Source organism: Methylobacterium komagatae (assembly GCF_042661665.1).
Classification (GTDB): Bacteria; Pseudomonadota; Alphaproteobacteria; order Rhizobiales; family Beijerinckiaceae; genus Methylobacterium; species Methylobacterium komagatae.
In genome coordinates this window covers 1,041,126-1,067,655 of the sequence record NZ_JBHSWN010000001.1, presented here as the reverse complement: position 1 = coordinate 1,067,655, position 26,530 = coordinate 1,041,126, and the positions used below count along the sequence as shown (strand labels likewise).

The following is a 26,530-nucleotide window of genomic DNA, read 5'->3' as shown; positions in this document are numbered from 1 at the left end:
GCTTCCGGTCGAACCTGGAATCAAGGGGACGCCGGGTCGGCGAACATGACCGAGAGTTGCGCCGGATTGGTGTAAACATGGTTAAGTCTTATTGACCGAGGCATCCGAATACCGCGCGAGAGGTGTCGCAAACCGTCACACATGCGCGGTTGCCGCCGTGGCGCCCTCCCGAGGCTTGGCCTATCCTTTCGCTCTACCCGGCCCGTCAGCAGGCCGGGGCGATCAGAACGATGGGATGAGACGCATGGTGAAGGGTATCGGCGGCGCGACTTTCGCAGCCGCCCTCGCGGGTTCGGTGCTCGGTTCGGGTTCCGCCGTGGCACAGGCTCCGGCCGCGGCGCAGGGAGCCTATTCGGGCAATGTCGTGAAGATCGGCATCCTCAACGATCAGTCCGGCCTCTACGCCGAATTCGGTGGGGCAGGCTCCGTCGAGGCTGCGAAGATGGCCGTCGAGGACATGGGCGGAAAAGTCGGCGGCGTGCCGATCGAGATCGTTTCCGCCGACCACCAGAACAAGCCCGACATCGCCTCGGCCATCGCGCGGCAATGGTACGACCGCGACGGCGTCGATGCGATCATGGAGTTGACGACCTCCTCGGTGGCGCTGGCGGTGCAAGGCCTCTCCAAGGAGAAGAAGAAGATCACCATCACCACCGGGGCCGCCTCCAGCGACCTCACCGGCAAGGCCTGCACGCCCTACGGCTACCATTGGGCCTACGACACCCATGCGCTCGCCGTCGGCACGGGCGGGGCCCTGACGCGGGCGGGGGGCAAGACGTGGTTCTTCCTCACCGCCGACTACGCGTTCGGCACCGCGCTCGAGAACGACACCACCGCCGTGGTGAAGGCCAATGGCGGCAAGGTGGTGGGCTCCGTGCGCCATCCCCTGTCGGGCCAGGACTTCTCGTCCTTCCTGCTCCAGGCTCAAGGGTCGAAGGCCCAGGTGATCGGGCTCGCCAATGCCGGCCTCGACACGTCGAACTCGATCAAGCAGGCGGCCGAATACGGCATCACCGATGGCGGCCAGAAGCTCGCCGCCCTGCTCTTCACCCTGTCCGAGGTCCACGGCCTCGGGATCAAGGCGGCCCAGGGCCTGACCCTCACCGAGGGCTGGTACTGGGACCTCAACGACGAGACCCGCGCCTTTGGCCAGCGCTTCATGAAGCGCACCAACCGGATGCCGAACATGGTCCAGACTGGCACCTACTCGGCCGTGTTGTCCTACCTCAAGGCGGTGAAGGCGGCGGGCACGGACGAGACCGACGCGGTCAACGCCAAGTTGAAGTCGCTGCCGGTGGACGACGTGTTCACCCATAACGGCCACGTCCAGCAGACGGGCCTGATGGTGCACGACATGTACCTGTTCGAGATCAAGAAGCCCGCCGATTCGAAGGGCGAGTGGGATCTCTACAAGCTCGTCTCCACCATCCCCGGCAAGGAAGCCTACGCCTCGGAAGCCGAAAGCGGGTGCCCGATGGTAGCGGGGAAGTAGAAGGTCTTCAGAGGGCCAGTCTTACACTGGCCCTCTCACCTCCTCGTTTCGGATTTGCGCGTCGCGGTGCCGGAACGGCGAGCTGATCGGACCGGACGCCTACCCGGCCCAAACCTCCCGGTACAGAACCGCGATCTCCTCAGCGTCCGGCACGCGCGGGTTGTTGCCCGGCGAGCCGGAGGCGAGGGCCTGTTCGGCCATGGTCGGGATCAGCTTCTCCCACTTCGCCGCGTCGAGGCCGTATTCCTGCGGGCTCGGCACGTCGAGGTCGTCGTTCAGGGCGCGCAGGCTCGTTCACCAGGGCTTCCACCGCAGCCTCGTCGCTTGCGCCGCATTTCACGCCCATCGCCCGGGCGCAGGCGGCGTAGCGGGCGACCGCCCCCGGCGCCGAGAAGGCCGTGACGGCGGGCAGAAGCATCGCGTTCGACAGGCCATGGGCCACGTGGAAATGCGCGCCGATCGGGCGGCTCATCCCATGGACCAGGGCGACGGAGGCGTTCGAAAAGGCGATGCCGGCCTGCATCGCGCCGAGCATCATCGCCTCGCGGGCGGCGCGATCGCCGGGATCGGTCCAGACCCGGCGGAGGTTCGGGGCGATCAGCCCCATGGCCTGAAGGGCGAGCCCGTCCGAGAAGATATTCGACCGGCGTGAGACATAAGCCTCGATGGCGTGGGTGAGGGCGTCGATGCCCGTATCCGCCGTCAGCCGCTTTGGCTTTGTGAGGGTCAGTTCGTAATCGACCAGGGCCGCCACCGGCAGGTAGGCGAGGCCGATACAGAGCATCTTCTCGTCGCTCGACTCGTCGGTGACGATGGTGAAGCGCGTCGCCTCGGAACCCGTGCCTGCCGTGGTCGGGATGGCGACGATGGGCAGGCCGGCCTCGTCCTGCAGGTGGGGCGCCTTGTAGCGGCGCATCGGGCCGCCGTGGCGGGCGAGCACCGCCACGGCCTTCGCCGTATCCATCGGCGAGCCGCCACCAAAGCCGACGACGCAGTCATGGTCGCCCGCCTGCAGGGCGGCGAGCGCTGCGTCGACGGAAGTGACCGTCGGATCCGGCACCGTCTCGGAGAAGATCCGTGCCTTCATCCCGGCCGCAGCCAGCCGTTCCGTCAGGGTCGTCGCCGCGCCGTTGCCGGCGAGGAAAGGATCGGTGACGACGAAGGGGCGCGACAGGCCGAGCTGGCCGAGCACCTCCGGAAGCAGCCGGGAGGCGCCGGCGCCGACGCGCATGAGCCGGGGCAGGGCGATCGAGGCGACCATGGGATTCTCCATGCGGCCCGCTCGAGCGGGTCCATCCGTCTGTTTTCTTAGGCGTCCCGCGGGCCGGGCGGAACCGGGAAGGCTGACAGGATGAGGGCTTCACCTGTGTCCTTGCGCACGCCTCCGGCTGAACCGCTTCCACCGCCGCGCGTTCGAAGGCGGATTGCTGCATTGCAAAAACGAGCGTTGCGACGGTCCCGCATACTGCCGATCTTCCCATTTCGAGACAGGAGGCCGACATGAGCGAGCATCCCCACGGATCAGAGCCCCATAACCCCGCCACGGCCGTGCCAGAGCATGCCTCGGACGCGGTGGGACCCGCCACCGCCCGGTTCGCGGGTCAGGTGCTGGCCGGGCCCAAAACGGAGAAGACGGTGGCGCTGGCCCTTCAAGGCGGCGGCGCGCACGGCTCCTTCACCTGGGGTGTGCTCGACGCGCTGATTGAGGACGGGCGGCTCGGCTTCGAGGCGCTGACGGGGGCGAGCGCCGGGGCGATGAACGCCGTCGTCATGGTCGATGGTTGGCTGAAGGGTGGGCCGGACGGCGCCCGCGAGGGGCTCGAGCAATTCTGGCGCGAGGTGAGCCTCGATGGCGATCTCGGGCCGACGCAGCGCCAGTTCGTCTCGGGCTTGCTGAATTTCTGGAAGGGCAACCCCATCGCCGAGTTCTGGGCCAAGGCGCTGACGCCGAGCCCCTACGTCTCGAATCCGCTCAACATCAATCCACTGCGCAAGGCGCTGGCGGCGCAGGTTGATTTCGAACGCCTGCGTGACTCGCAGACGGCTGGCCTGTTCGTGTCGGCCACCAATGTCTGGACCGGCAAGCTCGCCGTGTTCGAGCGCGACGCGCTCACGGTCGATCACCTGATGGCCTCGGCCTGCCTCCCCACCGTGTTCCAGGCAGTGGAGATCGACGGCGTGCCCTATTGGGACGGTGGCTATCTCGGCAATCCGCCGCTCTATCCGCTCTACCGGGGGGCGCAGACGCGGGACATCCTGCTCGTGCAGATCAATCCCGTCGAGCGGCGGGAGACGCCGCGCACGGAATCCGAGATCCGCGACCGCCTGAACGAGATCACCTTCAACGCCAACCTGATGCGCGAATTGCGCGCCATCGACTTCATCGACGGCCTGATCGAGGAAGGTACGCTCGCCCGCAACGGCTACGAGCGCGTGCTGATCCACCGGATCGATGGCACCGACGCGCTGGAGGATTACAACGCCGCCTCCAAGCTCGATGCCCGCTGGAAGGTCTTCTGCCGCCTGCGCGACAAGGGCCGCGCAGCCGCCCAGGCTTGGCTCGGCGAGCATCTGGATCAGGTCGGGCATCGCTGCACCATCGACCTGCAGCAGGCCTATCAATAGTCTGGCGGCGACCCGGCCGGGATTAATCCGGCCGCCCCGGGCGTTCACTGTCCATGCGCGATGAGAATGCCATCCCGGACATCGTCGACCTGCTGGTGCCGCTCCGGCGCTATGCCCGTGCCCTGACACGGGATGCCCTGCGGGCCGACGACCTCGTTCACGACACCCTGGTGCGTGCGCTCGAGGCGAAGGGGACGTTGCGTCCCAACACCAACCTGCGCACCTGGATGATGACGGTGCTGCACAACGTCTTCATCGACGAGCAGCGCCGCCGCCAAGTTGAGGTGCGCCATGCCGACGCCCTCGTGCGGATGCATGATGAAACGAGCCCGCCCGCCCAGGAGGGCCAAGTGCGGCTTGCGCAGATCCGCGAAGCCTTCGCCACCTTGCCCGAGGAGCAGCGCGCTGCGCTTCACCTCGTGACCATCGAGGGCATGGCCTATGCCGATGCGGCGGCGGTCCTCGGCATTCCGATCGGCACGCTGATGTCGCGGCTCGGCCGCGGTCGCGCCGCCCTGCGCGCCTTCGAGGAAGGTGCGCGACCCGGGCGCGAAACGGACGATGCGCCGAGCGCCACCCGGATTCCCCGGCCGCCCCTGAGGCTCGTGTCCGGCAACGGCACGCCCCGGCGCGCCGCAGGCGATTCGTGATCTGGGGGCGCTCCGCCGCCCCATTCCCGGAAGCCCGTCATCCGAGACGAGCCGCCGGACACCGTAAGGAAGCCACCGATGATCGATCCGATCACAGACAGCGATCTCATCGCCTTCGTCGACGAGCGGCTCGACCCGATGCGCCGCCTTGAGGTGGAGGCGCATCTGGCGGCCCATCCCGAGGCTGCCGCCCGCGTCATGGCCGATTTCCATGATCGTGATGCCCTGCGCGCCAGTTTCCGTGAGCGGATGGGGCCGGGGCCCGACCGCAACGTCGCCCTGGCGCGGCGCCTCGACCGCTCGCTCCGCTGGGGCCGCGTCGCCTCGCGGATGAAGCGGGCGGCGGCCATCGTCGTGCTGGTCGGCGCCGGCTGGCTCGCCCATGACGAAATCGGCCGCTTCGGCGTGCCCGATACCCTGGCCTCCACGGTCGATGCCAGCCTCGTGGAGGATGCGCGGCAGGCCCGTGCCGTCGCCCTGCTGCGCGCCACGACGGCGGCCGATGCCGCCGCCTACGACCGCGACCGTCTCCGCGCGGCGACCGGCGTCGAGCTGCCGCCCCTGCCCGAGGGTTGGCGGGTGCGCGACCTCCAGGTTTTCCCCTCTCGCCATGGCACCGGCATCGAGGTTTCCTTCGAGGCCGAATCCCTCGGCGAGGTCTCCCTCTTTGCCACACGGGCCGATGGCCGCTCCGGCCCGTCCATGCTCGGCGACACCGCCGGGGGCCGGGTCTTCGCCTGGACGGCGGGGGGCAATGCCTACGCGGTCAGCGGCCCCGAGCGGGACGCCGTCCTTCAGCGCGCGGCGAGCCTGCTCGGGGGCTGAGCACCCTCGACAGGGCGGCCCGCTTGGTGCGAAACACGAGCCATGCGGGCGGCATCGGAAGACGGCGAGGGGCTTCGGGCCCTGTTCGAGGCGGCCCTGTCCGCCCGTGAGCGGGCCTATGCGCCCTATTCCCGGTTCAGCGTCGGCGCGGCCCTGCGCGACGAGACCGGCACCATCCATTCCGGCTGCAATGTCGAGAACGCGGCCTATCCGGTGGGCACCTGCGCTGAGGCCGGGGCCATCGCTGCGATGATCGCAGGCGGCGGGCGCCGGATCATGGAGATCCTCGTCTGCGCCGATGGGACCGTACCCGTCACGCCATGCGGCGCCTGCCGCCAGCGCATTCGTGAATTCGCCGGACCGGACGTCGCCGTCCATGCCGCCGGGCCGGACGGTCCGCTGGCCCGCTACACCCTCGACATCCTGCTTCCGGCCTCCTTCGGCCCGGAAACCCTGCCGTGAGCGAGGCCGCCCTCGCCACCCTGCGGCAGGCGGGTTTCGACGGACCCTATGCCTGCGCCATCGTCTGCGGCACCGGCCTCGGGGCGCTGGCCGCCGGGCTCAATGAACCGCTGAGCCTCGACTACGCTGCGATCCCCGGCTTCCCGGGGGCGGGGGTCAGCGGCCATCGCGGACGGCTCCACCGGGGCCTGATCGCCGGGCGGCCGGTCCTGATCTTCGAGGGACGCGCCCATGCCTACGAGGCGGGCGACCCCGCCGTGATGCGCGTTCCGCTCACCTGCGCCCGCGATCTGGGTGCACGCGCCCTGCTGCTCACCAACGCCGCCGGGTCGCTGCGGCCGGAGGTGGAGCCGGGCCGCCTCGCCCTGCTCACCGACCATATCAATCTCTCGGGCATGAACCCGCTGATCGGCGAGGCGAGCGACGCCCGCTTCGTCCCGATGACCGACGCCTACGATCCGGCCCTGCGCATCGGCCTCGTCGCGGCGGCGCGAGCGGAAGGGATCCCGCTCGCCGAGGGCATCTATGCGTGGTTCTCCGGCCCGAGCTTCGAGACTCCCGCCGAGGTCCGGATGGCGGGCATCCTCGGTGCCGACCTCGTGGGGATGTCGACGGTGCCCGAGACCATTCTCGCCCGCTTTCTCGGCCTGCCGGTCGCTGCGATCTCGGCGGTGACGAACCTTGCCGCCGGCATCGCGGGCGGGGCCCCCCATCACGCCGAGACCAAGACGGTGGCCGCCGCTGCGTCGGGCGACCTCGCCCGGCTGGTGCGCGCCTTTGCCACCGCCCTTCCCGAGCCGGGAGACACCCCATGACGACCGACGAATCCCGCGCCGTCGCCGAACGGGCGCTCGCCCTTCTCGACCTCACCGATCTCAGCGACACCTGCACGCAGACGAAGGTCGATGCCCTGTGCCGGGATGCCCGCGCCGGGCACGTGGCGGCGATCTGCGTCTGGCCCTCCTTCGTCGCGCAGGGCGTGCGGGCGCTCTCCGGCAGCGGCATCCGTATCGCCACGGTGATCAATTTTCCCGAGGGCGGCGAGGATGCGGCCCGCGCCGCCGAGGATGCCGCCGAGGCTTTTCGCGATGGGGCGGGGGAGATCGACCTCGTTCTGCCCTATCGCGCCTTTCTGCGCGGCGAGGAGGCCGTGGCCCGCGAGTGCGTCGAGGCTGTGCGTGAGACCTGTCCCGATGCTTTGCTCAAGGTGATCCTGGAAACCGGCGAGTTGCGCTCGCCCGTCGCGATCCGCGCCGCCGCCGATCTCGCGCTGGCGGCCGGCGCCGACTTCCTGAAGACCTCCACCGGCAAGAGCCCCGTCTCGGCGACGCCGGAGGCCGCGCGCATCCTGCTCGATGCGGTCCGAGCCTCGGGCCGCCCGGCGGGGGTGAAGATCTCCGGCGGCCTGCGCAGCGTCGCGGATGCCGCCACCTACTTGGCCCTCGCCGACCGGGCGATGGGCCCGGCCTGGGCCCGGCCCGCCACCTTCCGGCTCGGGGCGAGCAGCCTGTTCGGCGTTCTGATGCAGGCTCGGGAGGACTGAAGGGTGCGCCTGCCGCAGGAGACGATCCGCACCAAGCGCGATGGAGGCCTTCTCTCGGACGGGGAGATTGCAGGGTTCATCGCCGGCCTCACCGAAGGGTCGGTGACGGAGGGGCAGGCGGCGGCCTTCGCCATGGCGGTGTTCTTCCGCGGACTGGCCGTTTCCGAGCGGGTCGCCCTGACGCAGGCGATGATGCGCTCGGGCGACGTGCTCACCTGGGATCTCCCCGGCCCCGTCCTCGACAAGCACTCAACCGGGGGCGTGGGCGACACGGTGAGCCTGCCTTTGGCGCCGATGGTGGCGGCCTGTGGCGGCTACGTGCCGATGATCTCGGGCCGGGGCCTCGGCCATACCGGCGGCACCCTCGACAAGCTTGCCAGCATCCCGGGCTACGACGTGGCACCCGAACCGGCCCTGTTCCGGCGGGTCGTGGGTCAGGTCGGCTGCGCCATCATTGGCCAGACCGAGCGCATGGCTCCGGCCGACAAGCGCCTCTATGCCATCCGCGATGTGACCGGCACGGTGGAATCCCTCGACCTGATCACCTCTTCCATCCTCTCGAAAAAGCTTGCGGCCGGGCTCGGCGGGCTCGTCATGGATGTGAAGCAGGGCTCGGGCGCCTTCATGAAAGGGCTCCCGGAAGCCCGCGCCCTGGGCGAGAGCATCGTCTCCGTGGCCGTGGGGGCGGGGCTGCCCACCACCGCGCTCATCACCGACATGGATGCGCCGCTGGCCTCCGCCGCGGGTAACGCCGTCGAGGTCGCCTACGCCCTCGATTATCTCACCGGGGCGCGACGGGAGCCGCATTTCCACGCCGTCACCCTGGCTCTCGGCGCGGAGATGCTGGTGCTCGGCGGCCTCTCGGCGAGCCGGGAGGACGCTTCGGCCAAGCTCGAAGATGCCCTGGCCTCGGGCCGGGCGGTGGAGTTATTCGCCCGGATGGTCGCCGCCCTGGGCGGCCCGCCGGATCTGATCGAGCGGCACGAGACGCATCTGCCCGCCGCGCCCGTCCGCCGCGAGGTAAGGGCCGAGGGCACGGTTGCTTCGGTGGCGACGCGGGAGATCGGGCTCGCGGTGATCGGCCTCGGCGGCGGACGCACCCGCCCGCAGGACGGCATCGACCCGGCGGTCGGCTTCACGGATCTGGCGCGGCCGGGCGAGGCCAGCGGCCTCATCGGCATCGTCCACGCCGCCGACGCGGCGAGCGCCGAACGGGCCGAGGCTGCCCTGCGCGCGGCCTACCGGATGGGCGAGGAGCCGCCCCGGCGGCCTGCCGTGATCGAGCGGATCGGCAAGGCCTGAGAACGAAAAAGGGGCCGACGTCGCCGCCGGCCCCGAAGATTGACCCGCCGTGAGCGGATCAGCGCTGGACGATGACCTTCGTGCCCACCTTGGCGTGGGTGTAGAGGTCCATCACGTCCTCGTTGGTCATGCGGATGCAGCCCGAGGACACGGCAGTGCCGATCGTCTCCGGCTCGTTGGAGCCGTGAATGCGGTACATGGTGCCGCCGAGATACATGGCGCGGGCGCCGAGCGGGTTCTCGACACCGCCCTTCATGTAGCGCGGCAGGTCGGGACGGCGGCGCAGCATCTCGGCCGGGGGACGCCAATCCGGCCATTCGCGCTTCATGGTGATGGTCTGCATGCCGCTCCACGTGAAGCCCGGACGGCCGACGCCGACGCCGTAGCGCAGGGCCTGGCCGCCGCCGAGCACGTAATAGAGCCGACGCTCGGCTGTGGAGACGACGATCGTGCCGGCGCCGTAGGGGCCGCTATAGGGCACGGTCTCGCGGGCGATGGCGGACATCTGCGGCACGGCCGCGCTCTGCTGGAGCGGGTCGGCGGTGGTGAGCGCTGTGTTGACCACCGGCGCGGCGGCGGGCTCGACTGCCTGGGGGCGGACGCGCACGGACAGCACGTTGTCGATAGGCTGGCGGGTCAGCGGGTCGATCTCGTAGGCGAAGGCAGGCGCGGCGAGAACGGCCGCGCCGGCCAGACCGGCGAGGGCGGGAAGAAAACGACGCATCGAAGCCTCACGAGGGCAGGCGCGGAAATGGCGGAGAACGCAAGAACGCTGGTGGGGCACGATGCCGTGCCGATCCTCACCAACGCCTAAACGCTCCGGCCTTAAAGCCAAGCCTGAATGCCCGGCAAACCTTCGTTCCGCCGCAGCCGTTGTCTCGTGGCCACACTGTGGCAGCTTGGCCATGAAATCGATGCAAGTGTGGCGATGAACGCATTGTGAGCGCTTCCCCTCCACGCCGAGATTGAGGACGGGTCAAGATGTGGACCCACCTCCGGTTAGAACCGATGAGGTTCTGTCCCTCACACCTCGTCGGCGGCGGGGATCCACACGGCGGGCTCGCGTTGCGCCGGGCGGGCCGGGGAGGCGGGAACGCCGCGGATCTGGGCGAGTTCCGCGAGTTCCGGCGCCGTGGCGGTGTCGTCCGCCGTCAGGAACAGGCCCCGCGCCCGCGCCGCGCGGCCGAGATCGGAGCGGCTCATCCAGACGCTCTGCGCCGGGCTTGTCAGCAGGGCCAGCGCCACCGGAGCGAGCCAGAGACCGAGCCAGAGGTTGCCCGCGAAGGCGAGACTCAGGAGCATCATCGCGCCCACCACCACCGCGTCGGCCTGGAGCCGGAACGCCTCGGCCCAGGAGATCTGCCGGTCGTCGCGCTCCTGCGTCTCCCAGCGCACCACCTTGCCGAGGAAGGTCGCGCAGACGGCGCCCGCCGTGAACAGGGTCATGACCGGCCATAGGATCACCCACACGGCCTGTTCCAGCGCCGCGCTGACGAGGAGCCGCCCCGTGCCGCCGAAGGAGGCCCGGCGCTCGCGCGAGGCGAGGACATGGGCGAGGCTCAGGAGCTTCGGCGCCGCCAGCACCGCGACGGCAAGCGCCGCCAGCGCATGGGCCGCCGCGCCCGTCCCGCCGAGCCCGTAGGCCAGGAGACCGAGATCGCCGCTGCGGGCCGCCTGCCACGCGCCGAGGCCAAGGAAGGCGATCCAGAGCGGAAGCACGAAGTAGGAGAGGATACCGACGCCGATATGCCAGCGGCTCGCCCCGGTCAGCCCCGCCCAGGGCAGCACGCGCAGGTGCTGAAGATTGCCCTGGCACCAGCGGCGCTCGCGGCCGAGCAGGTCGATCAGGTTGGTGGGCATCTCCTCCCAGGTGCCCCGGAATTCGGGCAGGAGACGCACCTCCCAGCCGGCCCGTACCATGAGAGCGCCTTCCACGATGTCGTGGCACAGGATCTCGCCGCCGAGCGGCGCCCGGCCGGGGAGGACCGGCAATCCGGCATGGGCGGCGAAGGCCTCGATCCGCAGGATTGCGTTGTGGCCCCAGTAGCTGCCCTCCGGCCCCTGCCACGTCTCAAGGCAGCGCAGGGCCAGCGGGGCGTAGAGCCGCACCGCGAATTGCTGCACCCGGGCGAACAGGGTGTCGCGACCGGCGGCATAGGACACGGTCTGGATCAGGCCGACCTTCGGGCTGGCCTGCATCAGCCGCGCGAGGCGGGTCATGGCCGCGCCGGTCATCAGGCTGTCGGCATCGAGCACGATCATGAACGCGTATTCGTGGCCGTGGCTCGCGCAGAACTCCGCGACGTTGCCCGCCTTGCGCCCGACATTCTCCCGGCGGCGGCGGTAGCGGATGCGCGGCAGATCGGGATCGGCTGAGGCCCAGGCCTGGATACGCGCGTATTCATGCTCCTCGACCGCGGCGATGGCGCCGTCGCGGGTGTCCGACAGGACGAAGATGTCGATGTCGTCCGTGCCCTCGCGCGCAAGGGAGCGGGCCATCACCCGCAGCCGGGCGAAGACCGCCACGGCATCCTCGGCGTGGATGGCGACGATGGCCGCCGTGCGCCCCTCGCCCTGGGGCAGGGGGCGGCGGATTCCGCCGCGCGCTCCAGGGCGGAGGCCGCCCGGTCGCCGAACAAGCCCGCGACGAAACCGTAGAGGTACTGCCAGGCGGTGAAGGCCTGCCAGCCCATCACCAGGGAGAAGGTGGCGAGCAGCGCCCAGGCGAGGGCATCGCCCGCCGGGTAGGCCGAGGCCGCGAGCCACGCGATGGCTCCGGCGGTGGCGAGGCTCGGAATGGCCAGGGCGAGGCGCCGGGCCGTCAGGGCGCGTCGGCTCCCGTGCCACGTCTCTGGGAGCGTCGACGGAGCGGGCGGATCGCGGTGAGGAGGGGCGCTGTGAACCATGGGCGCGGGAACTCGACCGAGGCGGACGAACGGCGCACCAACCGGGCGGACGCCGTGGGACGGAACAGTCGGCGCGAGGACAAAGACCCCGCACCCCCGGCACCGCCGGAGGCCGACCGATCGATCCCCCCATGCCGCCACCGCGGTGCGTGCGATGCCTCGCACCGGGCGGCCGGTCAAACTTTGAGTAGTGGTATCGGCATGAATATCGACAGAACGGCGGCGCAAGCTGCCGTTCGGGCGGGACTTTCCGACGCGGAGGGCCGTTTCAGGCCAGCATGTCCTCGATGCGGATCGGCAGACGGCGCTGACGGCGGCCGGTGGCATGGAACACGGCGTTGGCGATCGCCGCGTTCACGCCGATGATCCCGAGCTCCCCGAGGCCCTTCACCCCGAGCGGATTCACCCGCTCGTCGGGGTCCGGCACGATCAGCGCCTCCACCGCCTCGACATCGGCACTGGTGGGGACGAGGTATTCCGCGAGATCGGGATTGCGATAGGCCGCGCCGTCCAGCACCGTCTCCTCCAGGAGCGCCGAGCCGAGGCCCCAGATCATCCCGCCCTTCAACTGGCTGAGGGCGGTGAGCGGGTTCAGCACACGCCCCGCCGCGAAGGCGCCGGTGAGACGGGGCACCCGGATCTCACCGGTCTCGGCATGCACATGCACCTCCGCGAATTGCGCGCCGAACGCCCAGGACAGCGCATCGTCGGGCAGCGTGAGCCCGATATGGCCCGCGCGTAGGGCCTGCAGGGCATCCGGCTTGCTGCCCTTCGGCACGAATTCGGCCACGACCTCCACCGGCTCTCCGGCCCTCGCGACGGCGCGCGTGTCACGAACCTGCGCGCAGGCGATGGACAGGGCGCTCATCAGGCTCGTCGTCGTGCTCGATCCGCCCGAGATGCCCGCGGGCGGCAGATCGGTGTCACCGAGATGAACGCTCACCCGCTCGACCGGCACGCCGAGCCATTCGGCCGTTCCCATGGCGAGGAGCGTGGTGATGCCGTTGCCGATCTCGTGGTGAGCGGCGGCGACCTCGACCGATCCGTCTGCGGCAAGGCGCACCCGGATGGTCGCGGCGGCGATCTTCACCGGACGCACCGAGGCCGCGCAGCCAAGGCCGATCCGCCAGGGGCCGTCCCGCAGGGCACCCGGTTGCGGCAGGCGCCGCTCCCAGCCGAAGGCCCGCGCCCCGGCCTCGAAACAGGCGATGAGCGGGCGCGAGGTGAAGGGCTTGCCGCTCACCGGGTCCGTCGCCGTGTCGTTCCGGCGCCGGAGTTCGATCGGATCGAGCCCGAGTTGCCACGCCATCTCGTCCATGGCGCTCTCCAGGGCGAAGAGATACGGCACCTCGGGCGGCGCCCGCATCGGGCCCGGCGTGTTGCGATCGACGCGCGTGGCCCGCTCCTCCGTTCGGATCGCCGGGCAGGCATAAAGACTGCCGGTGACGTCCGCGCCCTCCATGGCGAAGGGATCGAAGCGTGAGGTCACGACCTCAGCCTCGTGGACGAGGGCGGTGAGGCGGCCCTCCGCATCGGCGCCGAGGCGGATGTCGTGGCGCGTCTCGGGCCGGTAATTGGCGATGGTGAAGCATTGCCGCCGAGTCGGGACCAGGGAGACCGGGCGGCCGAGCCGCTTCGCCGCCAGCGCGACGAGCGCGGTGTGCTGCGACAGGGCGAATTTCGAGCCGAAATGCCCACCGATCAGCCCCGAGACCACGCGCACCCGCGCCGGATCGAGCCCCAGTTGCGCTGCGAGCCCGTGCTGCACGGCGCCGACGAAGCGGGTCGGCTCATGGACGGTGAGCGTGTCGCCGTCCCAGGCGCAGCGGGTGGTGAACAGCTCGATCGGATTATGGTGCTGCGTCGGCGTCTCGTAGCGCGCCTCGATTCGGTGGAGCGAGGCGGCGAAGGCGGCGGCGGCATCGCCCGTGCGAATATCCTCGTGATGAGGTTTGAGGTCGGCCAACCGAACGGTCTCGGCGCCGGGTGCGTCGAATCCGGCGGATGCAGGCTCCTCCTCATAGGTGACACGCACGGACGCTGCCGCCGCAGCGGCGGTCTCCACAGTCTCGGCGACGACGAGGGCAACGATCTGCCCGGCATAGGCAACCGCATCGGAATAGAGCGGCCGGTGCGAGGAATTGGCGTACCCGCCCGCCATCAGATGCGCCACGGGCGCGACGGAGCCGGCGAAATCGCGATGGGTGAAGAGGCCGAGCAGCCCCGGCATGGCCTCGGCCGCGCTTTGATCGAAGCCGATGATCCTCCCCTTCGCGACCGCACTGGTGACGAGGGCCGCGTGGGCGAGCCTCCCGGCCTCCTCCGCCCGGGACCCGTCCGACGAGTAGAGGGCCGCCCCGGTGACCTTGGCCGTCCCCTCGATCCGGACGTGGTCCCGGCCCAGCACTACACCCATGACGGTCTCCCGCTTTCCCATCCAGGCCAACAGGCGGCCGGCAGGCAGGGCTCCCGCGATCACCGCCCCTGCGGCGCCAAGACCCTGTGCGGATCGCGTCGGCACGAGAGCCCGGCAACAAGCCCTTGCCCTCGGCGCTCCGGCCGATTATGAGCCCCTATCCGCAGAGATCGAAGGTCGTGCCCCGTGCGCGTCCGGAGTGCTTTACGGTGCACGGCTCAGGCCGGGCAGGAGAGGTGGCAGAGCGGTTGAATGCACCGCACTCGAAATGCGGCATGGGTGCAAGCCCATCGGGGGTTCGAATCCCCCCTCTCCGCCAGTTACCCACCACGTAGAGCCACACGTGGTTTCCCGGGTTGTCGAACCCACTGACACTCCACCATATTCTCCCGCAGCGCGGTTACGAGCGGTCACGACGAGATCGCTAAGGACACGCGTCGTGCGTGGGCAATCGCTTGGGCACAGCCTGCTGGAGCCCCGCCATGGCCGCGATCAACAAGCTGACCGCCAAGCAGGTCGTCTCCTTACCGCCCGGTCTGCATGGCGATGGTGGCAATCTCTACCTCTCAGTGCGTCCCGGCGGATCGCGCCAATGGGTCATGCGCTATCGCTTCGGTGGCCGACAGCGTGAACTCGGTTTGGGCGGTGCCGGCCCACACGGTCTGTCTCTCGCCGCAGCTCGCACCTCAGCGGAAGGCGTCCGAGCTCAACTTCGCCAAGGTGTCGATCCGCTCGATCAGCGAGAGGCGGCGGCCAAGGTGGTACGAGTCCCGACTTTCGCTGAAGCGATGGAGGACCACATCACGCGCAATGAAGAGCTATGGAAGAACCCGAAGAGCGCGTCGCAATGGCGTGCCAGCCTGAAGACCCACGCGACTTCTTTGATGGATCGGCGTGTGGATGCCATCGATGCGAATGCGGTCATCGCAGTTCTCGATCCGATCTGGCATCGACTACCCGAGACAGCGAAGCGCGTCCGCGGGCGGATCGAGGCGATCCTGTCCATGGCCAAGACCCGGGGCTTTCGAACGGGGGAAAACCCTGCGGCGTGGCGAGACAATTTGGACAACGTCTTTCCCGCGAAGCCCAAGCTCGTCCGTGGACACTTCAAGGCGATGGATCATGCCGAGATTCCCTCGTTCATGACACGCCTGCGCTGCTATGATTCGATGAGTGCTCTGGCGCTCGAGTGGATTATCCTCACCGCGTTGCGCCCCTCCGTCGGCGTCACCGCCACATGGGGCGAGGTGAACCGAAGCGCGCGAACCTGGACGATCCCTGCAGAGCGAATGAAGGGGCGCAAGGGCGCTCAACACATCAGTGAAGACCACATCGTTCCGCTCGGTGACCGAACCATTGAGATTCTTGATCGGGTCGAAGGTCTAAGGATTACGCGCTCTGACGACGAGTTGCTGTTCCCCGGCCAGACACTCAGGCCGCTGTCGCTCACGGCGCTGGAGCACTGCCGTGAACGCATGGGAGTCCACGTTACGACCCACGGTTTCCGTGCCACGTTCCGAACGTGGGTCGAGTCTTCGACCTTCCACGAGCCGGCGTTGGCCGAGAAGGCCCTCGGCCATCTGGTCGGCGACGAAACCGTGAGAGCCTACAATCGCGGTCAACTCCTCGAGAAGCGGCGACGCCTCATGACCGATTGGTCGGATTATTTGGCAGGTCGCATTGATACGACGCGCAATCCGTTCGTGATCCAGGGTGAGGCGGTGCCACAAAGTGTGCTGGATGAATTGAAGAGCCGGCGGCCGATCTGACCCTCTAAGCAGATCTCCGGAGAGCACGGCACCGTAATTTTGCCCAGAACAAGCTTGACGGGCCAGTGGCTTTCGGTAGGCTTCAATTATTGGAAGTGGCTATGGTGTCACGTGACCGTGCGGCAAGCGGGGAACGTGATGCGGCGGAATCGCCGGACTGTAGGCATGGCGGCCCTCACACCTGCTGTTTCGGACCACGATCAAGGCTACGGAAGACACCCGCCGCGATAGGCGACGGACGCCGGCATAGTGTCTTGCTCAATGTGGCCGTTTCTCAGGGCGCCTCGGCCAAAGGCGCTTGGCAGTTGTGCGAGACAAAATCGGTATTGCGGATAAAATCCTAAGCCGCGACCCGAGGCTATTCTACGGAGCGATCCGGCAGGATCGCAGCAGCCACCCGTAGTCTGCTGGCACCCTGTCGTCCGAGGCTCGCTTTTGCGGGCAGTGGACGCATGCCCGCGGACACGGACTATGGCCAAGCGTGACAGCGCATCTCGTCCTTCCTCTAGCATTATGACAATCGACGAGCTTGCTGCCCATTTTGGGGTATCGCGGTCGACGGTCAAAAATTGGTACCACCGCGATGGCGTGATCCGTCCATGCATTGCCATCGGCAATGTCGTTCGGTTCGACCTCGTGGAGTGCGAGCAACGCTTATCGGCTCGCAGTAGGAAGGCGCACGGTCTTTCCAATCAATAATGGATCGGCGGCTACCATGACACCGTCGCAGATGTTGCTAAACATCTCGCAAACCGAAGAAATTCAATTCCCGGTGGGGTCACGAACGACGCCGATTGTGGCTTACCTTGCTGAGCATGCCAGTAGAAATAAATCAGATATTTTCAGCAACGGACCATTCGTAGTCAAGCTGATGTGATTGAAGATTGAGAATGTTTGGCTGGCGGTACGATTTTGGCACTTAAAGCCATGGGAGCTTCTCCGACTTCGACCATGGTGCCGACTACCGGCATATGGACGAAAAGGCCTGAACAAGTTGAACCCGTCGCGACGCTGACCGCCTGCGCATAGGCGGCGAGTTGGGGCGCTGCACCAATGGCCTTGCCCTCCCAGAATTCTGCGCGTCCCGGAAAGCTCTTGTGATCGACGATAGCGAAGGTGCTACCTAGATCGACGAGTAGATCGATGCGGCCGACGGTGTACTGCGAGGCAATGGGCGCAAACACCGGAACTTCTCGACGCAGACGCGCGCTGGGAAAACGTTGCCTCAGGAAGGACCAGAGGCGGTCGGCGGCCTCGACGAGATCCTGGGGGCGGAGATGATCGATCACGCTCCATCGTTTCAGGACGAAAGCCGCTTGAGAACGGCGCTGACATAGTTCGTCGTCGATCCGGTCCGCGGCCAAGAATGCGTGTACGGCTTGCCCGACGAGGTCCATTTCCGGCTCGCCCGACAACGGCATGCGTGCCCCAAGTGTTGTCCGCCTGAGGGCGGTGAAGGCGGACAGATCAACGGCTCCACTTGGCCTTAAACGCAGCGGTCTATGCGCCGCATGAGGGCGTTCGCTGGACAGGAAGACGTTGACTGCCGTCGTCTCGCTTGTCGGTTCAGCCGGGATCGTGAGTAGCTCGAAACGCGCCGGGTGCTCGACGCCGCCAGCAAGGACCGGGCGTCCATCGTTCATTGGCAGGACAACCTGTGGATCCTCGCCGACGTCCAGGGTGCTTAGCCAACTCCCAGACCGAGCGTTCCGTGCGAAGATGAGATGGTCGCGCGCCCGCGTCGCGCCCACGTAGAGCAGGCGGACCGCCTCGTCGCGCGCTTCGCGGGCAGACTGCTTTCCGACATTGCTCGATGGCGCAGTGGAGTCGAGGTGCACACCGGTCGATTGCGCGCCGTATGGCCACGGCCAGAAACGAATCCAGCGCCCAGCTAAGGGGGCGCGCCAGTCGAGATCGCCATCAACTTCAACGACCGGGCTGAATAAGCGCGGCCTGGGGCCGTTCTCAAGCTGTGCGAGGACGACGACCGGCCACTCAAGACCCTTGGCCTTGTGGTAAGTCATGACATGGACGGCGTCGTCGCCGCTTCGAGGACACCGCTCCTCCCGGCTCTGGAGCCAAGCGACTAAGCCGCCGAGCGTAGCGGGCAGGCGCAATCGTGTACATTCGCCCTCGTAAGAGCAAGCGACTCCGCGGAACGCCTCAAGCGCGTGCAGCCGAGCGGCGGCCTCTCCCCAGCGACAGGAGAGGTCCACCACGCCGGTCGAGAGGATCACGGCATCGACGACCTCACATGGTGTCATCGCGAGTTGCTGGGCGCGGAGGTCCTGCAGCGCGGCCGCAAAGGGCAGCAAGTCGCGCAACGCGGCCTCCGGATCTTCGGTCCCCAGCGCGTCGAGCCAACGTCGGGGTTCGTCCTCACCCATCACCAAGCGTACGAGCTCGGCGAGCGCGAGCCTGTCTCCAGGATCAGCCGTCCACCGGAGCGCCGCCATCGCGAGCTCGACCTCGGGCGTCGAGAAGAGGTCGCCGCGTTCGACGGCGACCCTGACGCCGAGCCGGGTGAGGGCAGAGGCAAGTTCTTCAACGTCGTCGTTGCCGCGACAGAGCACGGCGATGTCCGAGGGGCGCAGGTCACGGACCGCGTTGTTAGGGGCCGATCGAACCGGCCAGCACGACGGCTCGGCCAAGGCGGCGGCGATGCCTCCGGCGAGGCTCGCGCTGCGATCTGACTTGTTCGTCCCGTTCGCGTGCCAGACGGTGAGCGGCGGGCGCGAGAGACCTGCGTCGTCGCACGCCCAGTCTGTGAACCGCGATGCCGCGTTGGGCAGTCCCATCCGTTCGAATGCGGGCAGGAAGGCGTCGTTGATGAAGGTGCAGAGACCCGGCCGGCTCCGCCACGACTTCGACAGCACCTCTGACTGCCCTCCGGTTCCTGCAGCGATGCCTTGAGCGGCAGCGAGCGTCAGGTTCGCATCCGTGTTGCGGAAGCCGTAGATCGCCTGTTTGGGATCGCCGACCCAGACGCTGTGCGCTGCGATCCGAGCAAGTTCGGTAAAAATCGCGACCTGCAGGGGGCTCGCATCCTGCACCTCGTCGATCAGCACAACCTTGATGCTCTCCCGGAGCCGCTCCTGGGTGTCGGAGCGCAGCAGGATCTCCAGCGCGAGCGCCTCTTGATCGGTGAAGTCGAGAAGACCGCGCTCGGCCTTGTAGGCCTGGTAGGCCGCAGTGGACTGCGCGGCACAGGCGAAGACTAGATGGATGAAGCGGTCGAGATCCTCACGCAGCCGAGGGTGCTGTGAATGGCTGCTTGCAGCCGACGCGACGTCTGCGAAGAGAGGCGCATCGGCCCTGGAAGCTTTCAGTTTGCTCAGTTTGGCCCAGACGGACCATGGTAGGAGCTCCCCTCGGTCGAGCATGGTCGCCGCGAGCATTACTGCGCTTGCAGCTTTGGCGCCCTCGCCTTTCAGGGAACGGCCGTCGAGAGCCACCAGCGCATCCCGAACCGCACTGTGGAGGGCGTCGTCGAGGGCGTCCGCCGAAAGCGTGGACTCAGTGTTGAGGAGTGACATGAGGCCGTCGCGCGAGCGGTCCGCCGAGCGGGCGAGGCCCTCTGCGTCGATCCCATTTGCGCGGGCCACCGCGATGATGCGCCGGACGAGGTTCCGCCAGTCCGTCTCCTGATCGGATAAGCCGAACCGCTCGCCGAGCGCGTTCAGCGCCGGTGCGTAGCGGGTCAGCGTCTCGTCGGCCGCGGTGGCGAAGAGCAGGGCGGCACTGTCGTCAGTGACGACTTCGCCGCCCGGCGGCCGTCCTAGCTCGAACGCGAAGTCCTCGACCAAGCGTCCGCAGACGGCGTTGATCGTGCCCATCCGGGCGCCGAGAAGCGCGAGGGCATCCTCGTTCCGTCCGTGCTCGATCAGGTGGGCGCGTGTGCGCTCGACAAGTTCCTCGGCGGCCTTTTTCGTGAACGTTGTTGCAAGGATGTGTTCCGGTGAGATGCCGGCATCAAGGAAGCGCGCTAGCTGCCCGACAAGGGTGGTCGTCTTGCCGGTGCCGGCCGACGCCAGAGCGGTGTCCACGCGGTTGAGAGGGGAGACTTGCATCGGAACGCTAGCCTACGGACGCGGAGCGGCAGAGACGGGTCATGTCGCAGTACGCACAAGTCTTAGCGCCTGCGGTGAAGGCGAGATCCTCGGGCAGGTGCTCGTGCGCACCCGGGATGCCTGCGGCGATGCCGCGGCCTTTCTTGGCCAGGGCGGTGAGCCGGGCGCTGTCCTCCACCATCGCATCCCAGGTGTCCGCCAGGCTGCGGGAGACGGTGATCGCCTCATGGGCTAGCGGCGAGCCAGCTTCGGCCAGGAGACGCTGCTGGCGGAGAAGGTAATACCCGGCCGGCGCTCCGGCACCGTCGGGCTCAACGAGGCGGCTGTATGTGGCGAGCTGGATCGCTCGGCCCTCGGCCAGCTTGTCGCGGTGCGCGGTCGCCCCGTTCTCAGTCCATTTCAGGTCCACGATGGCCCGGCGGCCGTCGGGACCCCGCACCACCAAATCGATGCGGCTTGCCACCTGCACGATGTCGAAATCCTGCTCGTGCTCAACTTCCATGCCCTCGATCGCGAACCGTCCGCGAGCCAAGATGTCGGACAGGCTGGCGAGCGCGTCGGGGATGCGCTGGCGCGCGAAGGCCAGTTCGCTGGCATGTCCCGGAAGCAGCAAGGGCGCTGCGATGCGTGGAAGGAGGTCGTCGAGCGCCAACACGGCCCGCGGCCGCACGATCGTCGGATCAGGCACCTCGCCGGGCCGGAACGCCGCTTGCGCCACGGCATGCGCGAGATTGCCGAGGAGCTGCTCCGGTTTCGGTATCCCGCGCGCTCCGCCGGCTCTGAGGCCTACAAGATGCTTCAGAATCCAGCGCAGTTGACAGGTGAGGAGGTCATCGAAGCTCGTCGCGCTCTCCCGCCGCTCGGCGTCCTGTGCGCGCTGCGAGAGCGTCGGTGGCAGATCCCAGGCCGCTTGGGCGCTCGGGAGGGCGACGGCGACGCTGGACGAGCGAACCACCTCCCGAGCGGCGAGAGGCAGTCGTTCCTCGACGAAGAGGCGCTCCGCTGCGAATCCAATCGACGGCGCCCCCGGTGCGCGGTCCAGGACGGGGTGGAGCTGCTGAAAAAACGGGTGCGGTCCAGCCTCGCTCCCGCGATCCAAAGCGGGACGGACCAATACGAGCGACCGCGCGTTCAACGCGGCGCTCTGCCAATGGGACGCCTCTCGCCGACGCTGTGCGTCAGGGCGCTCGGGACAGCAGCCGGCCGCATCGAGTGCGGCACCCTCGCGCGCGCTCCACGGGAAGCGGGGAGAAGACGAAGCAGAGCCGGTGAAATCCCACCATACCACCCGGTGCGCGGCACCCCAAAGAGCGCCTGGATCATTGACCGCGCGCAATCTGCCCTCCTGTGCATGGCGGGCCGGATCGGGCAGGCCTTCCGCGATGGTCTGATCAATCATCCGGTCGATCTGAAGGGCGGTCACTGGCGAGTGTCCAAGCGCCTCCAATGCCTCGACGAGTGCGCGCGCCGCGCCGACCACGCAGAGCAGCAGTGGATCGCGGCCGCCAGCGTCGAGGTCAATCGCCCAGTCGTGGACCCGGCGACATAGTGCGATCGCATCCGGTGCTGGCATCCCCGTTTTGCGGTCGTATCGGCCGCCATTCGTCCAGGCCCGCCATCGATCAAGCGTCGAGGCGACCTCCGCTGTCGCCTTGCAGGATGCCTGCCCATCGCCGGTATCGGCGGCTTCCTCACGGAGCCGAGTCTCGATCTGCTCCCACGCGAGTTGCCAAGCGGGACCACCGAGGCCAGGCTCCTTGGTCAGTGCCCGCGCGAGGATGCGCGCCGCCCATCTCCGGATAGGAGGGCGGGGCAGGAGCAGGAGCTCGCGCAGCTTGCCTGGATCCATGGGCGTCCAGGCAACCGCGAAGCTCAGCGACAGCACCTGGAGCGCCCCCCGGAAGGACGAGGCCGGCGAGAGCCCTAACAGCGGCGTTCCCCTTCGAGTGAGCGCTTGGTCGAGCAGGCTGCTATCGCCGCTAGGTACGATCACGACGGCATCGCCCGTTGCACCGGCCTCGATCTCGCTGGCTAGCCACTCGGCGACGCATTCGGCGGCCGCGATCGCGGATACCGCGGAGACATCGCAGACGGTCCCGTCGCCGATGAAAGGAGTGCGTTGCCCGGTGAGCAAGTAGTGATGCAGGCGACCGATGTCAGTGGAGACATCCACCGGGGCGGACGTTGCCACAGGGCGCACTGCCGTCCCTGCTGCCTCAACGGCTCGAACCAATCGGTTCCAACCGGGTCCGAGGAGATTAATGTCCTCCACACACTCGAGGAGGTCGATGTCGATGGCCGCACCGCCTTCGATCGCCAGGATAACCTCACGGAGCAGATCTTCCCGACCACCTGGCAAGATAGGACCGACAAGCTCCGCGGCAGCGAGGTCAGCCAGCCGCGCAGGAGGCGCGACAAGCCGTTCCGGCGACCAGCCTGCCTCCACAAGGGCGTCGCGCCAAGACAGCAATTGCCGAGCAGTCGCCCATCCATCGGATGCCATCGAGGCGCTCCAGAAGCGCGACGTATCTACGGCTGCGGCTTCCAGCTTCCTCTGCCACGTTGCGATGCGCACGACCGGCGGCACCCTCGGACCACCGAGACCGAGACGCGTTGCGAGGATATCCAGAAGCCCGGCCGGGCCGACGACGGCCCCGTCCACGCAACCTATCTTGCTGCCGGGATGCTCGGGATATGCACGACCATCGGCGGTCGTCGCAAAGACAATATGCATTCGCGCTCCAATCCCGACAGGGGCGCCCCAAAGAGGGCACGCTAGGCGAGAGCACGGATCAAATGCAATCCACAGTTGCCGACATATTGGCGGTCCGAACCCATGCACCACGAACACAGGCTTCGACCGAACGCGGGGAGCCAGAGGTCAGCGAAGCTTGATGCCTAAGTACGAGAAGCTCTCTTGCATAGTATATGAAGCCGTCGCCATGTCGCCGTGATTGGCCAGATCCCGCAACGCGCGGCAAATGCGCGCTGAAGAAGATTCCTGACATCAATCAAACGAGGGCGGCGCACAGTTAAAAGTTGTAATGTCCAATTTTTAAAGCCGTTCGAGGATCGCCTGTTCGGCCTCCTGACACGCAAGACTGTGCACGTGGGTACGACGGGATTGCTGTTACCGTACCTATCGGGCAGCACACAGACTGTGGTCTAGGAAATATTCGCAAACTATGATTGTGGCTCCCACCCCTTGCACTCGACACAAAGCCAGTCGGACCGCACTCTGCCAGATTCCGAAATTTGGCGGAGAGCGAATACTGGATCGCGCCAATAGAAAGACAGCCAAATCGCAACATCAACCGCTACGATTCTGAGCAATGGTCTTCGCGGGATTTGTGCACGTGCCCAGATTTTCAGTTCCATTGCTTTCAACCCATGCCCATTAATCGTGATGGGGCAGGACCACCGCCGATGAGATGACATCGGCGGTGACGCAATGGATCGGGCTACGCAGCTCGGCGGCGAAGGAGCGAGATACGATTGTTCAGAACGGCGCGAAGCTCTTGGATCTCTCCGTAAGCGGCTTCGGCCTTTTCGAAAGCCGCCAATCCATCCCGCCGGATTTCTTGGGTCAGCGCCTCGATGCGTTTGACCGCCATCAGGAAGCTGGGTCTCTCGGGCGTCTGGTTCTCGGTCATTTCGTATTTCCTCGTTGAGTTGTCAGTGGAAGGCGACGGTGATCGGTACGACTCGGACGAAGACCGTTCCGTCGTGGAAATGAAGGTACAGATTGCTGTCCGATCTCAGCTGGTCGTACCGGGTGATGACGCGGTTGGTCTCGGCGACGGTCACCAGCGCCAGCCCCGGCTCCTGCGGTGGCGCACCATCGCCATCGACGAGCTGTGGGGGTTGGGCAGGATCGGGAGCCCTGGGTACGGCCGCTGTGGTGGTTGCTTCGGCGAGGTGGCCCAGCAGACTCTGCTCGACGGCCCTGTCCAGTTGCCGCAGGTGTCGGTCGGCGCGATCGACGAGATGCTGAACGGCGGCCTCGAACGCGTTGGTAGCTCGCCCCAGAGCGATCCGGGCGGCCGCTTCCAGATCGTCTGTGACCGCAGCATCGAATGCGGCGAGCGCACGTTCGGCCCGGGCGCCGGTGCCCTCAACAAGACGGCGGACCAGCACCGCGGCGGCGGTCGGCGTGGGCTCCGAGCGGGCCGCGATCGCATCCAGAGCGGTGGGCGGCGTACCGGCATGGCCGAGCCCCACAATCAGATTCGGAACCGCGGCGGCCACTGCAGCGTTCGCGGTCACGAAAGTATTCAAGGCCCGGAAGCCCTCGACCGGCCCTCCTCCCCTGCAAACCAGCGTGGCCGACAGGCCGTTATCGCGATGCAGTTCGCTGACCCGCTCAAAGGTGGCAGCCAAGGACCGTTCCGCACTGGGTCCTTCGAAGTTCGTCCAGATCCGGTGTACACGGATGAGACCGTTCTCCTCGAGCGGACGAAAGACGTGCTCGACGTCACGGCGGGCATCGCCGCACTCGGCTGCAATCAGTGCGATGTGGTGGGGATCCTCAGGTTCGACCCACGTCGCAGGACCGAACCGGCATCCTTCCAGCCGGAGACGTTGTAGCGTTCGCTCCCGATCCAGTTCGCCGTCGATCGGTACCTCACCGATCGAGAGCAGGGCGAGGACCCGGGCCTGCACCCCGGCCCCGCGACCAAAGCGCTGGCGCATGCCGGTCTGCAGCCGCAGCTCGATCCTCCGGTTGACCAGGGTCGCCGGATCGAAGCTTTCACCGGTCGGGCTTCGATGGGCCTCGCTTTCAGCAGCATCGAGCCGAACCTTCAGCCGCGGCGGATCGGCACTGCCGACGGGGTCTGCCTCCCCGAGCAAAAGCAGGTAATCGCTGGGACCGACGGGTTCGACGGTGAGGACGCAGGCCCGGACCGTGTGCTCGCCGCGCAGGCGCTGACGCAGCCAAGCGATGAGGTCTCGTAGGTCGCGCACCTCATCGGTGGGCTTGCACTCATTCTCGTCGTTCGCTCGCCCGAGGGGGCGCCCCCCATCGCCTGAGGGCGGGCGACGCAGGGGCGCCCGGTCGGACGGGTTGAAGAAGCGGTGGTGTCTCATCTGTCATTCTTGTTTCGGGAAGGAGAGATGATCCGGCGGCCCTCATGCGGGCGGCCGGATCGCGGCGGTGGCGTCAGTCGAACAGCGGCCCATGGAACGCGGGCGTCATCCGTCGAGCGGAAGCCGGCTCGATCATCTCGGCGATCGCCGCGAGCCGCGGCGTGTTCGCCACGCGCACCTCCTCCCGGAGGATGCCGGTCAGGAAGGCGAGGATCTCGTCCGGGCCATCGAAACAGCGGTGGGCCATGGTGTCGAGCAGGGTCGGAGCGCCCGCCTTGCGCATGACGACCGGGACCGGGAGAACGGCGATCCGGCGCAGCAGCCCCTCGTCCGACAGGGCGCGGAACGCGAAGCCGGTACCGGGCGCGATGATCACGAGGTCGAGCGTGCCCCATTCGTACTGATCGTAGGCACAGCCGATCGCCTCCTCGAGTGCGGCGACCGATCCGGCTTCCTCGAAGGCGACGGGGTGCCGGATCAACTCGATGATCCCGTGCTCCCACCACCGCTCGAGTTTCTCCCTGATTGCGCTGGGTGCAGCGTCTTCCGGCTCGATCAGAAAGACGCGCCGGAGGCGATTCGGGGCCGGGAGATTGTGCTGACGGTCCCAGATGCAATCGGCCTCGAGCCCATCCCGGATCGCGGCATCCTGCTCGGCCCAGTCCGACAGGAAGGTGTCTCGCACGAGGCCTGCGGCCTGTGCCGAGAGGTCACCCCGTGGTTCGGCCGTCACGGTCAGCTTCAGCTGGTGTTCGCCGAAGATGGTGCTCGGATCGAGCAAGATGCCCGTCGCGGTCTGAACCTCTCGGATGAAGTCACCCGTCATGAAGGCTGTGAGCCGTCCGGGGCGGCCTGGATCGACGGCCCGAAGTTCGAGGAGAACGCCGTCCTGGTGCCTGCGAGGGCGCTCAACCCTGGCGCGCACCCAGAAGCTCGGCGGCTCGTGGGGGCGGCCGGGCTCGTTCGCGCCGGCGAGCGCGTTGAGGTCTGTCATTTTTTATGTCCATCATAAGGGGAAGGGGCGAAGGCACCTCACCGACTTCTTCCCGCGGGCGCTGTTCGAGCGCCGCGTTTCACCCCGTCCTTCCTGGGGTTTTTGGGCGAAGGGCCTTCGCCTGATCTGCTGTGATTGGACTGCTTTCCCCTCCGCTCCCGCAGCCGCAGAGGCTCGGGAGCGCGTCGTCTTCCGCTTGATCGTGTTGTCTGTAGCTTGCGGGGTTCTACCGGCTTCAAGGCTCTAGGATCGGGTCGCGATCGACACCGAGAATCCTACGATTGAGCTAGCGTGACGGAGCGAAGGCGCCGAGAGAAGCTCCCCCGAGCCCCGGGACGCCCAAAATGGGTTCCACTGTTTCTGATGCAGGGCAATTTGGGGGAGAGAG

At 67.6% G+C, this 26,530-nt stretch carries 17 protein-coding genes, 1 tRNA gene and 2 pseudogenes; 11 read left to right on the top strand and 9 right to left on the bottom strand.

What is annotated here, in order from left to right; translation table 11 throughout:
* Positions 1 to 244 precede the first annotated feature (244 nt).
* On the top strand, positions 245 to 1,492 hold the full coding sequence (locus tag ACFQE0_RS05160) for an ABC transporter substrate-binding protein (protein ID WP_378967717.1): 1,248 nt from the start codon (positions 245 to 247) through the stop codon (positions 1,490 to 1,492).
* Positions 1,493 to 1,591: 99 nt separating this feature from the next.
* On the opposite strand, the pseudogene ACFQE0_RS05155 reads toward ACFQE0_RS05160, so the two are convergent.
* Positions 1,592 to 2,753 (bottom strand): annotated as a pseudogene (locus ACFQE0_RS05155) (iron-containing alcohol dehydrogenase).
* A gap of 239 nt (positions 2,754 to 2,992) precedes the next feature.
* Between ACFQE0_RS05155 and ACFQE0_RS05150 the strand changes: the two are divergent.
* The 7 genes from ACFQE0_RS05150 to deoA all read left to right on the top strand — a co-directional run bounded on the left by ACFQE0_RS05150 (position 2,993) and on the right by deoA (position 8,899).
* Positions 2,993 to 4,117 carry a patatin-like phospholipase family protein gene (locus ACFQE0_RS05150; protein ID WP_378967714.1) on the top strand — a complete coding sequence of 375 codons (1,125 nt, stop codon included), beginning with the start codon at positions 2,993 to 2,995 and terminating at the stop codon, positions 4,115 to 4,117.
* Between the two features lie 53 nt (positions 4,118 to 4,170).
* A complete protein-coding gene (locus ACFQE0_RS05145; RefSeq protein ID WP_378967712.1) occupies positions 4,171 to 4,767 on the top strand; it encodes a sigma-70 family RNA polymerase sigma factor in 597 nt (198 codons plus the stop codon).
* A 78-nt stretch (positions 4,768 to 4,845) separates the two neighbouring features.
* Positions 4,846 to 5,592, top strand: coding sequence for an anti-sigma factor family protein (locus tag ACFQE0_RS05140; RefSeq protein WP_378967710.1), 747 nt, complete (start codon positions 4,846 to 4,848; stop codon positions 5,590 to 5,592).
* 42 nt (positions 5,593 to 5,634) lie between these two features.
* Positions 5,635 to 6,054: a cytidine deaminase gene (gene cdd / locus ACFQE0_RS05135; protein ID WP_378967708.1), complete on the top strand. Its 420-nt coding sequence runs from the start codon at positions 5,635 to 5,637 to the stop codon at positions 6,052 to 6,054.
* Entirely contained in the window at positions 6,051 to 6,869 is an 819-nt protein-coding gene (locus ACFQE0_RS05130) for a purine-nucleoside phosphorylase (RefSeq protein ID WP_378967706.1), read from the top strand. The genes cdd and ACFQE0_RS05130 overlap by 4 nt, the downstream gene beginning before the upstream one ends.
* Entirely contained in the window at positions 6,866 to 7,597 is a 732-nt protein-coding gene (deoC, locus tag ACFQE0_RS05125) for a deoxyribose-phosphate aldolase (RefSeq protein WP_378967704.1), read from the top strand. The genes ACFQE0_RS05130 and deoC overlap by 4 nt, the downstream gene beginning before the upstream one ends.
* Positions 7,598 to 7,600: 3 nt before the next feature.
* Positions 7,601 to 8,899 carry a thymidine phosphorylase gene (gene deoA / locus ACFQE0_RS05120; protein ID WP_378967702.1) on the top strand — a complete coding sequence of 433 codons (1,299 nt, stop codon included), beginning with the start codon at positions 7,601 to 7,603 and terminating at the stop codon, positions 8,897 to 8,899.
* A 58-nt stretch (positions 8,900 to 8,957) separates the two neighbouring features.
* Here deoA and ACFQE0_RS05115 read toward each other — a convergent pair whose 3' ends face one another.
* From ACFQE0_RS05115 to ACFQE0_RS05105, 3 genes and pseudogenes are all read right to left on the bottom strand, one after another.
* Positions 8,958 to 9,623 (bottom strand): L,D-transpeptidase, encoded by a 666-nt coding sequence (locus ACFQE0_RS05115; RefSeq protein WP_378967700.1) that lies wholly within the window; start codon positions 9,621 to 9,623, stop codon positions 8,958 to 8,960.
* 299 nt (positions 9,624 to 9,922) lie between these two features.
* Positions 9,923 to 11,805 (bottom strand): annotated as a pseudogene (gene mdoH / locus ACFQE0_RS05110) (glucans biosynthesis glucosyltransferase MdoH).
* A 268-nt stretch (positions 11,806 to 12,073) separates the two neighbouring features.
* Positions 12,074 to 14,221, bottom strand: a complete 2,148-nt coding sequence (locus tag ACFQE0_RS05105; protein ID WP_378967698.1) for a xanthine dehydrogenase family protein molybdopterin-binding subunit — start codon at positions 14,219 to 14,221, stop codon at positions 12,074 to 12,076.
* A 230-nt stretch (positions 14,222 to 14,451) separates the two neighbouring features.
* Between ACFQE0_RS05105 and ACFQE0_RS05100 the strand changes: the two genes are divergently transcribed.
* The 3 genes from ACFQE0_RS05100 (at position 14,452) to ACFQE0_RS05090 (ending at position 16,689) form a co-directional block, all read left to right on the top strand.
* A tRNA-Ser gene (locus tag ACFQE0_RS05100) sits at positions 14,452 to 14,540 on the top strand.
* A 163-nt stretch (positions 14,541 to 14,703) separates the two neighbouring features.
* Positions 14,704 to 15,990 (top strand): tyrosine-type recombinase/integrase, encoded by a 1,287-nt coding sequence (locus ACFQE0_RS05095; protein ID WP_378967695.1) that lies wholly within the window; start codon positions 14,704 to 14,706, stop codon positions 15,988 to 15,990.
* 471 nt (positions 15,991 to 16,461) lie between these two features.
* On the top strand, positions 16,462 to 16,689 hold the full coding sequence (locus ACFQE0_RS05090) for a helix-turn-helix transcriptional regulator (RefSeq protein ID WP_378967693.1): 228 nt from the start codon (positions 16,462 to 16,464) through the stop codon (positions 16,687 to 16,689).
* Positions 16,690 to 16,853: 164 nt separating this feature from the next.
* Here the strand turns inward: ACFQE0_RS05090 and ACFQE0_RS05085 are convergent, their stop codons facing one another.
* The 5 genes from ACFQE0_RS05085 to ACFQE0_RS05065 all read right to left on the bottom strand — a co-directional run bounded on the left by ACFQE0_RS05085 (position 16,854) and on the right by ACFQE0_RS05065 (position 26,142).
* The gene (locus ACFQE0_RS05085; protein WP_378967691.1) at positions 16,854 to 20,036 is read right to left on the bottom strand and encodes a UvrD-helicase domain-containing protein; all 3,183 of its coding nucleotides are present in this window, start codon (positions 20,034 to 20,036) and stop codon (positions 16,854 to 16,856) included.
* 31 nt (positions 20,037 to 20,067) lie between these two features.
* Positions 20,068 to 22,722 (bottom strand): PD-(D/E)XK nuclease family protein, encoded by a 2,655-nt coding sequence (locus ACFQE0_RS05080; protein ID WP_378967688.1) that lies wholly within the window; start codon positions 22,720 to 22,722, stop codon positions 20,068 to 20,070.
* A gap of 799 nt (positions 22,723 to 23,521) precedes the next feature.
* On the bottom strand, positions 23,522 to 23,713 hold the full coding sequence (locus ACFQE0_RS05075) for a hypothetical protein (RefSeq protein WP_378967686.1): 192 nt from the start codon (positions 23,711 to 23,713) through the stop codon (positions 23,522 to 23,524).
* Positions 23,714 to 23,735: 22 nt separating this feature from the next.
* Positions 23,736 to 25,025, bottom strand: coding sequence for an exodeoxyribonuclease VII large subunit (locus ACFQE0_RS05070; protein WP_378967684.1), 1,290 nt, complete (start codon positions 25,023 to 25,025; stop codon positions 23,736 to 23,738).
* A gap of 196 nt (positions 25,026 to 25,221) precedes the next feature.
* Positions 25,222 to 26,142, bottom strand: coding sequence for a hypothetical protein (locus ACFQE0_RS05065; RefSeq protein WP_378967682.1), 921 nt, complete (start codon positions 26,140 to 26,142; stop codon positions 25,222 to 25,224).
* Between the last annotated feature and the right edge of the window lie 388 nt (positions 26,143 to 26,530).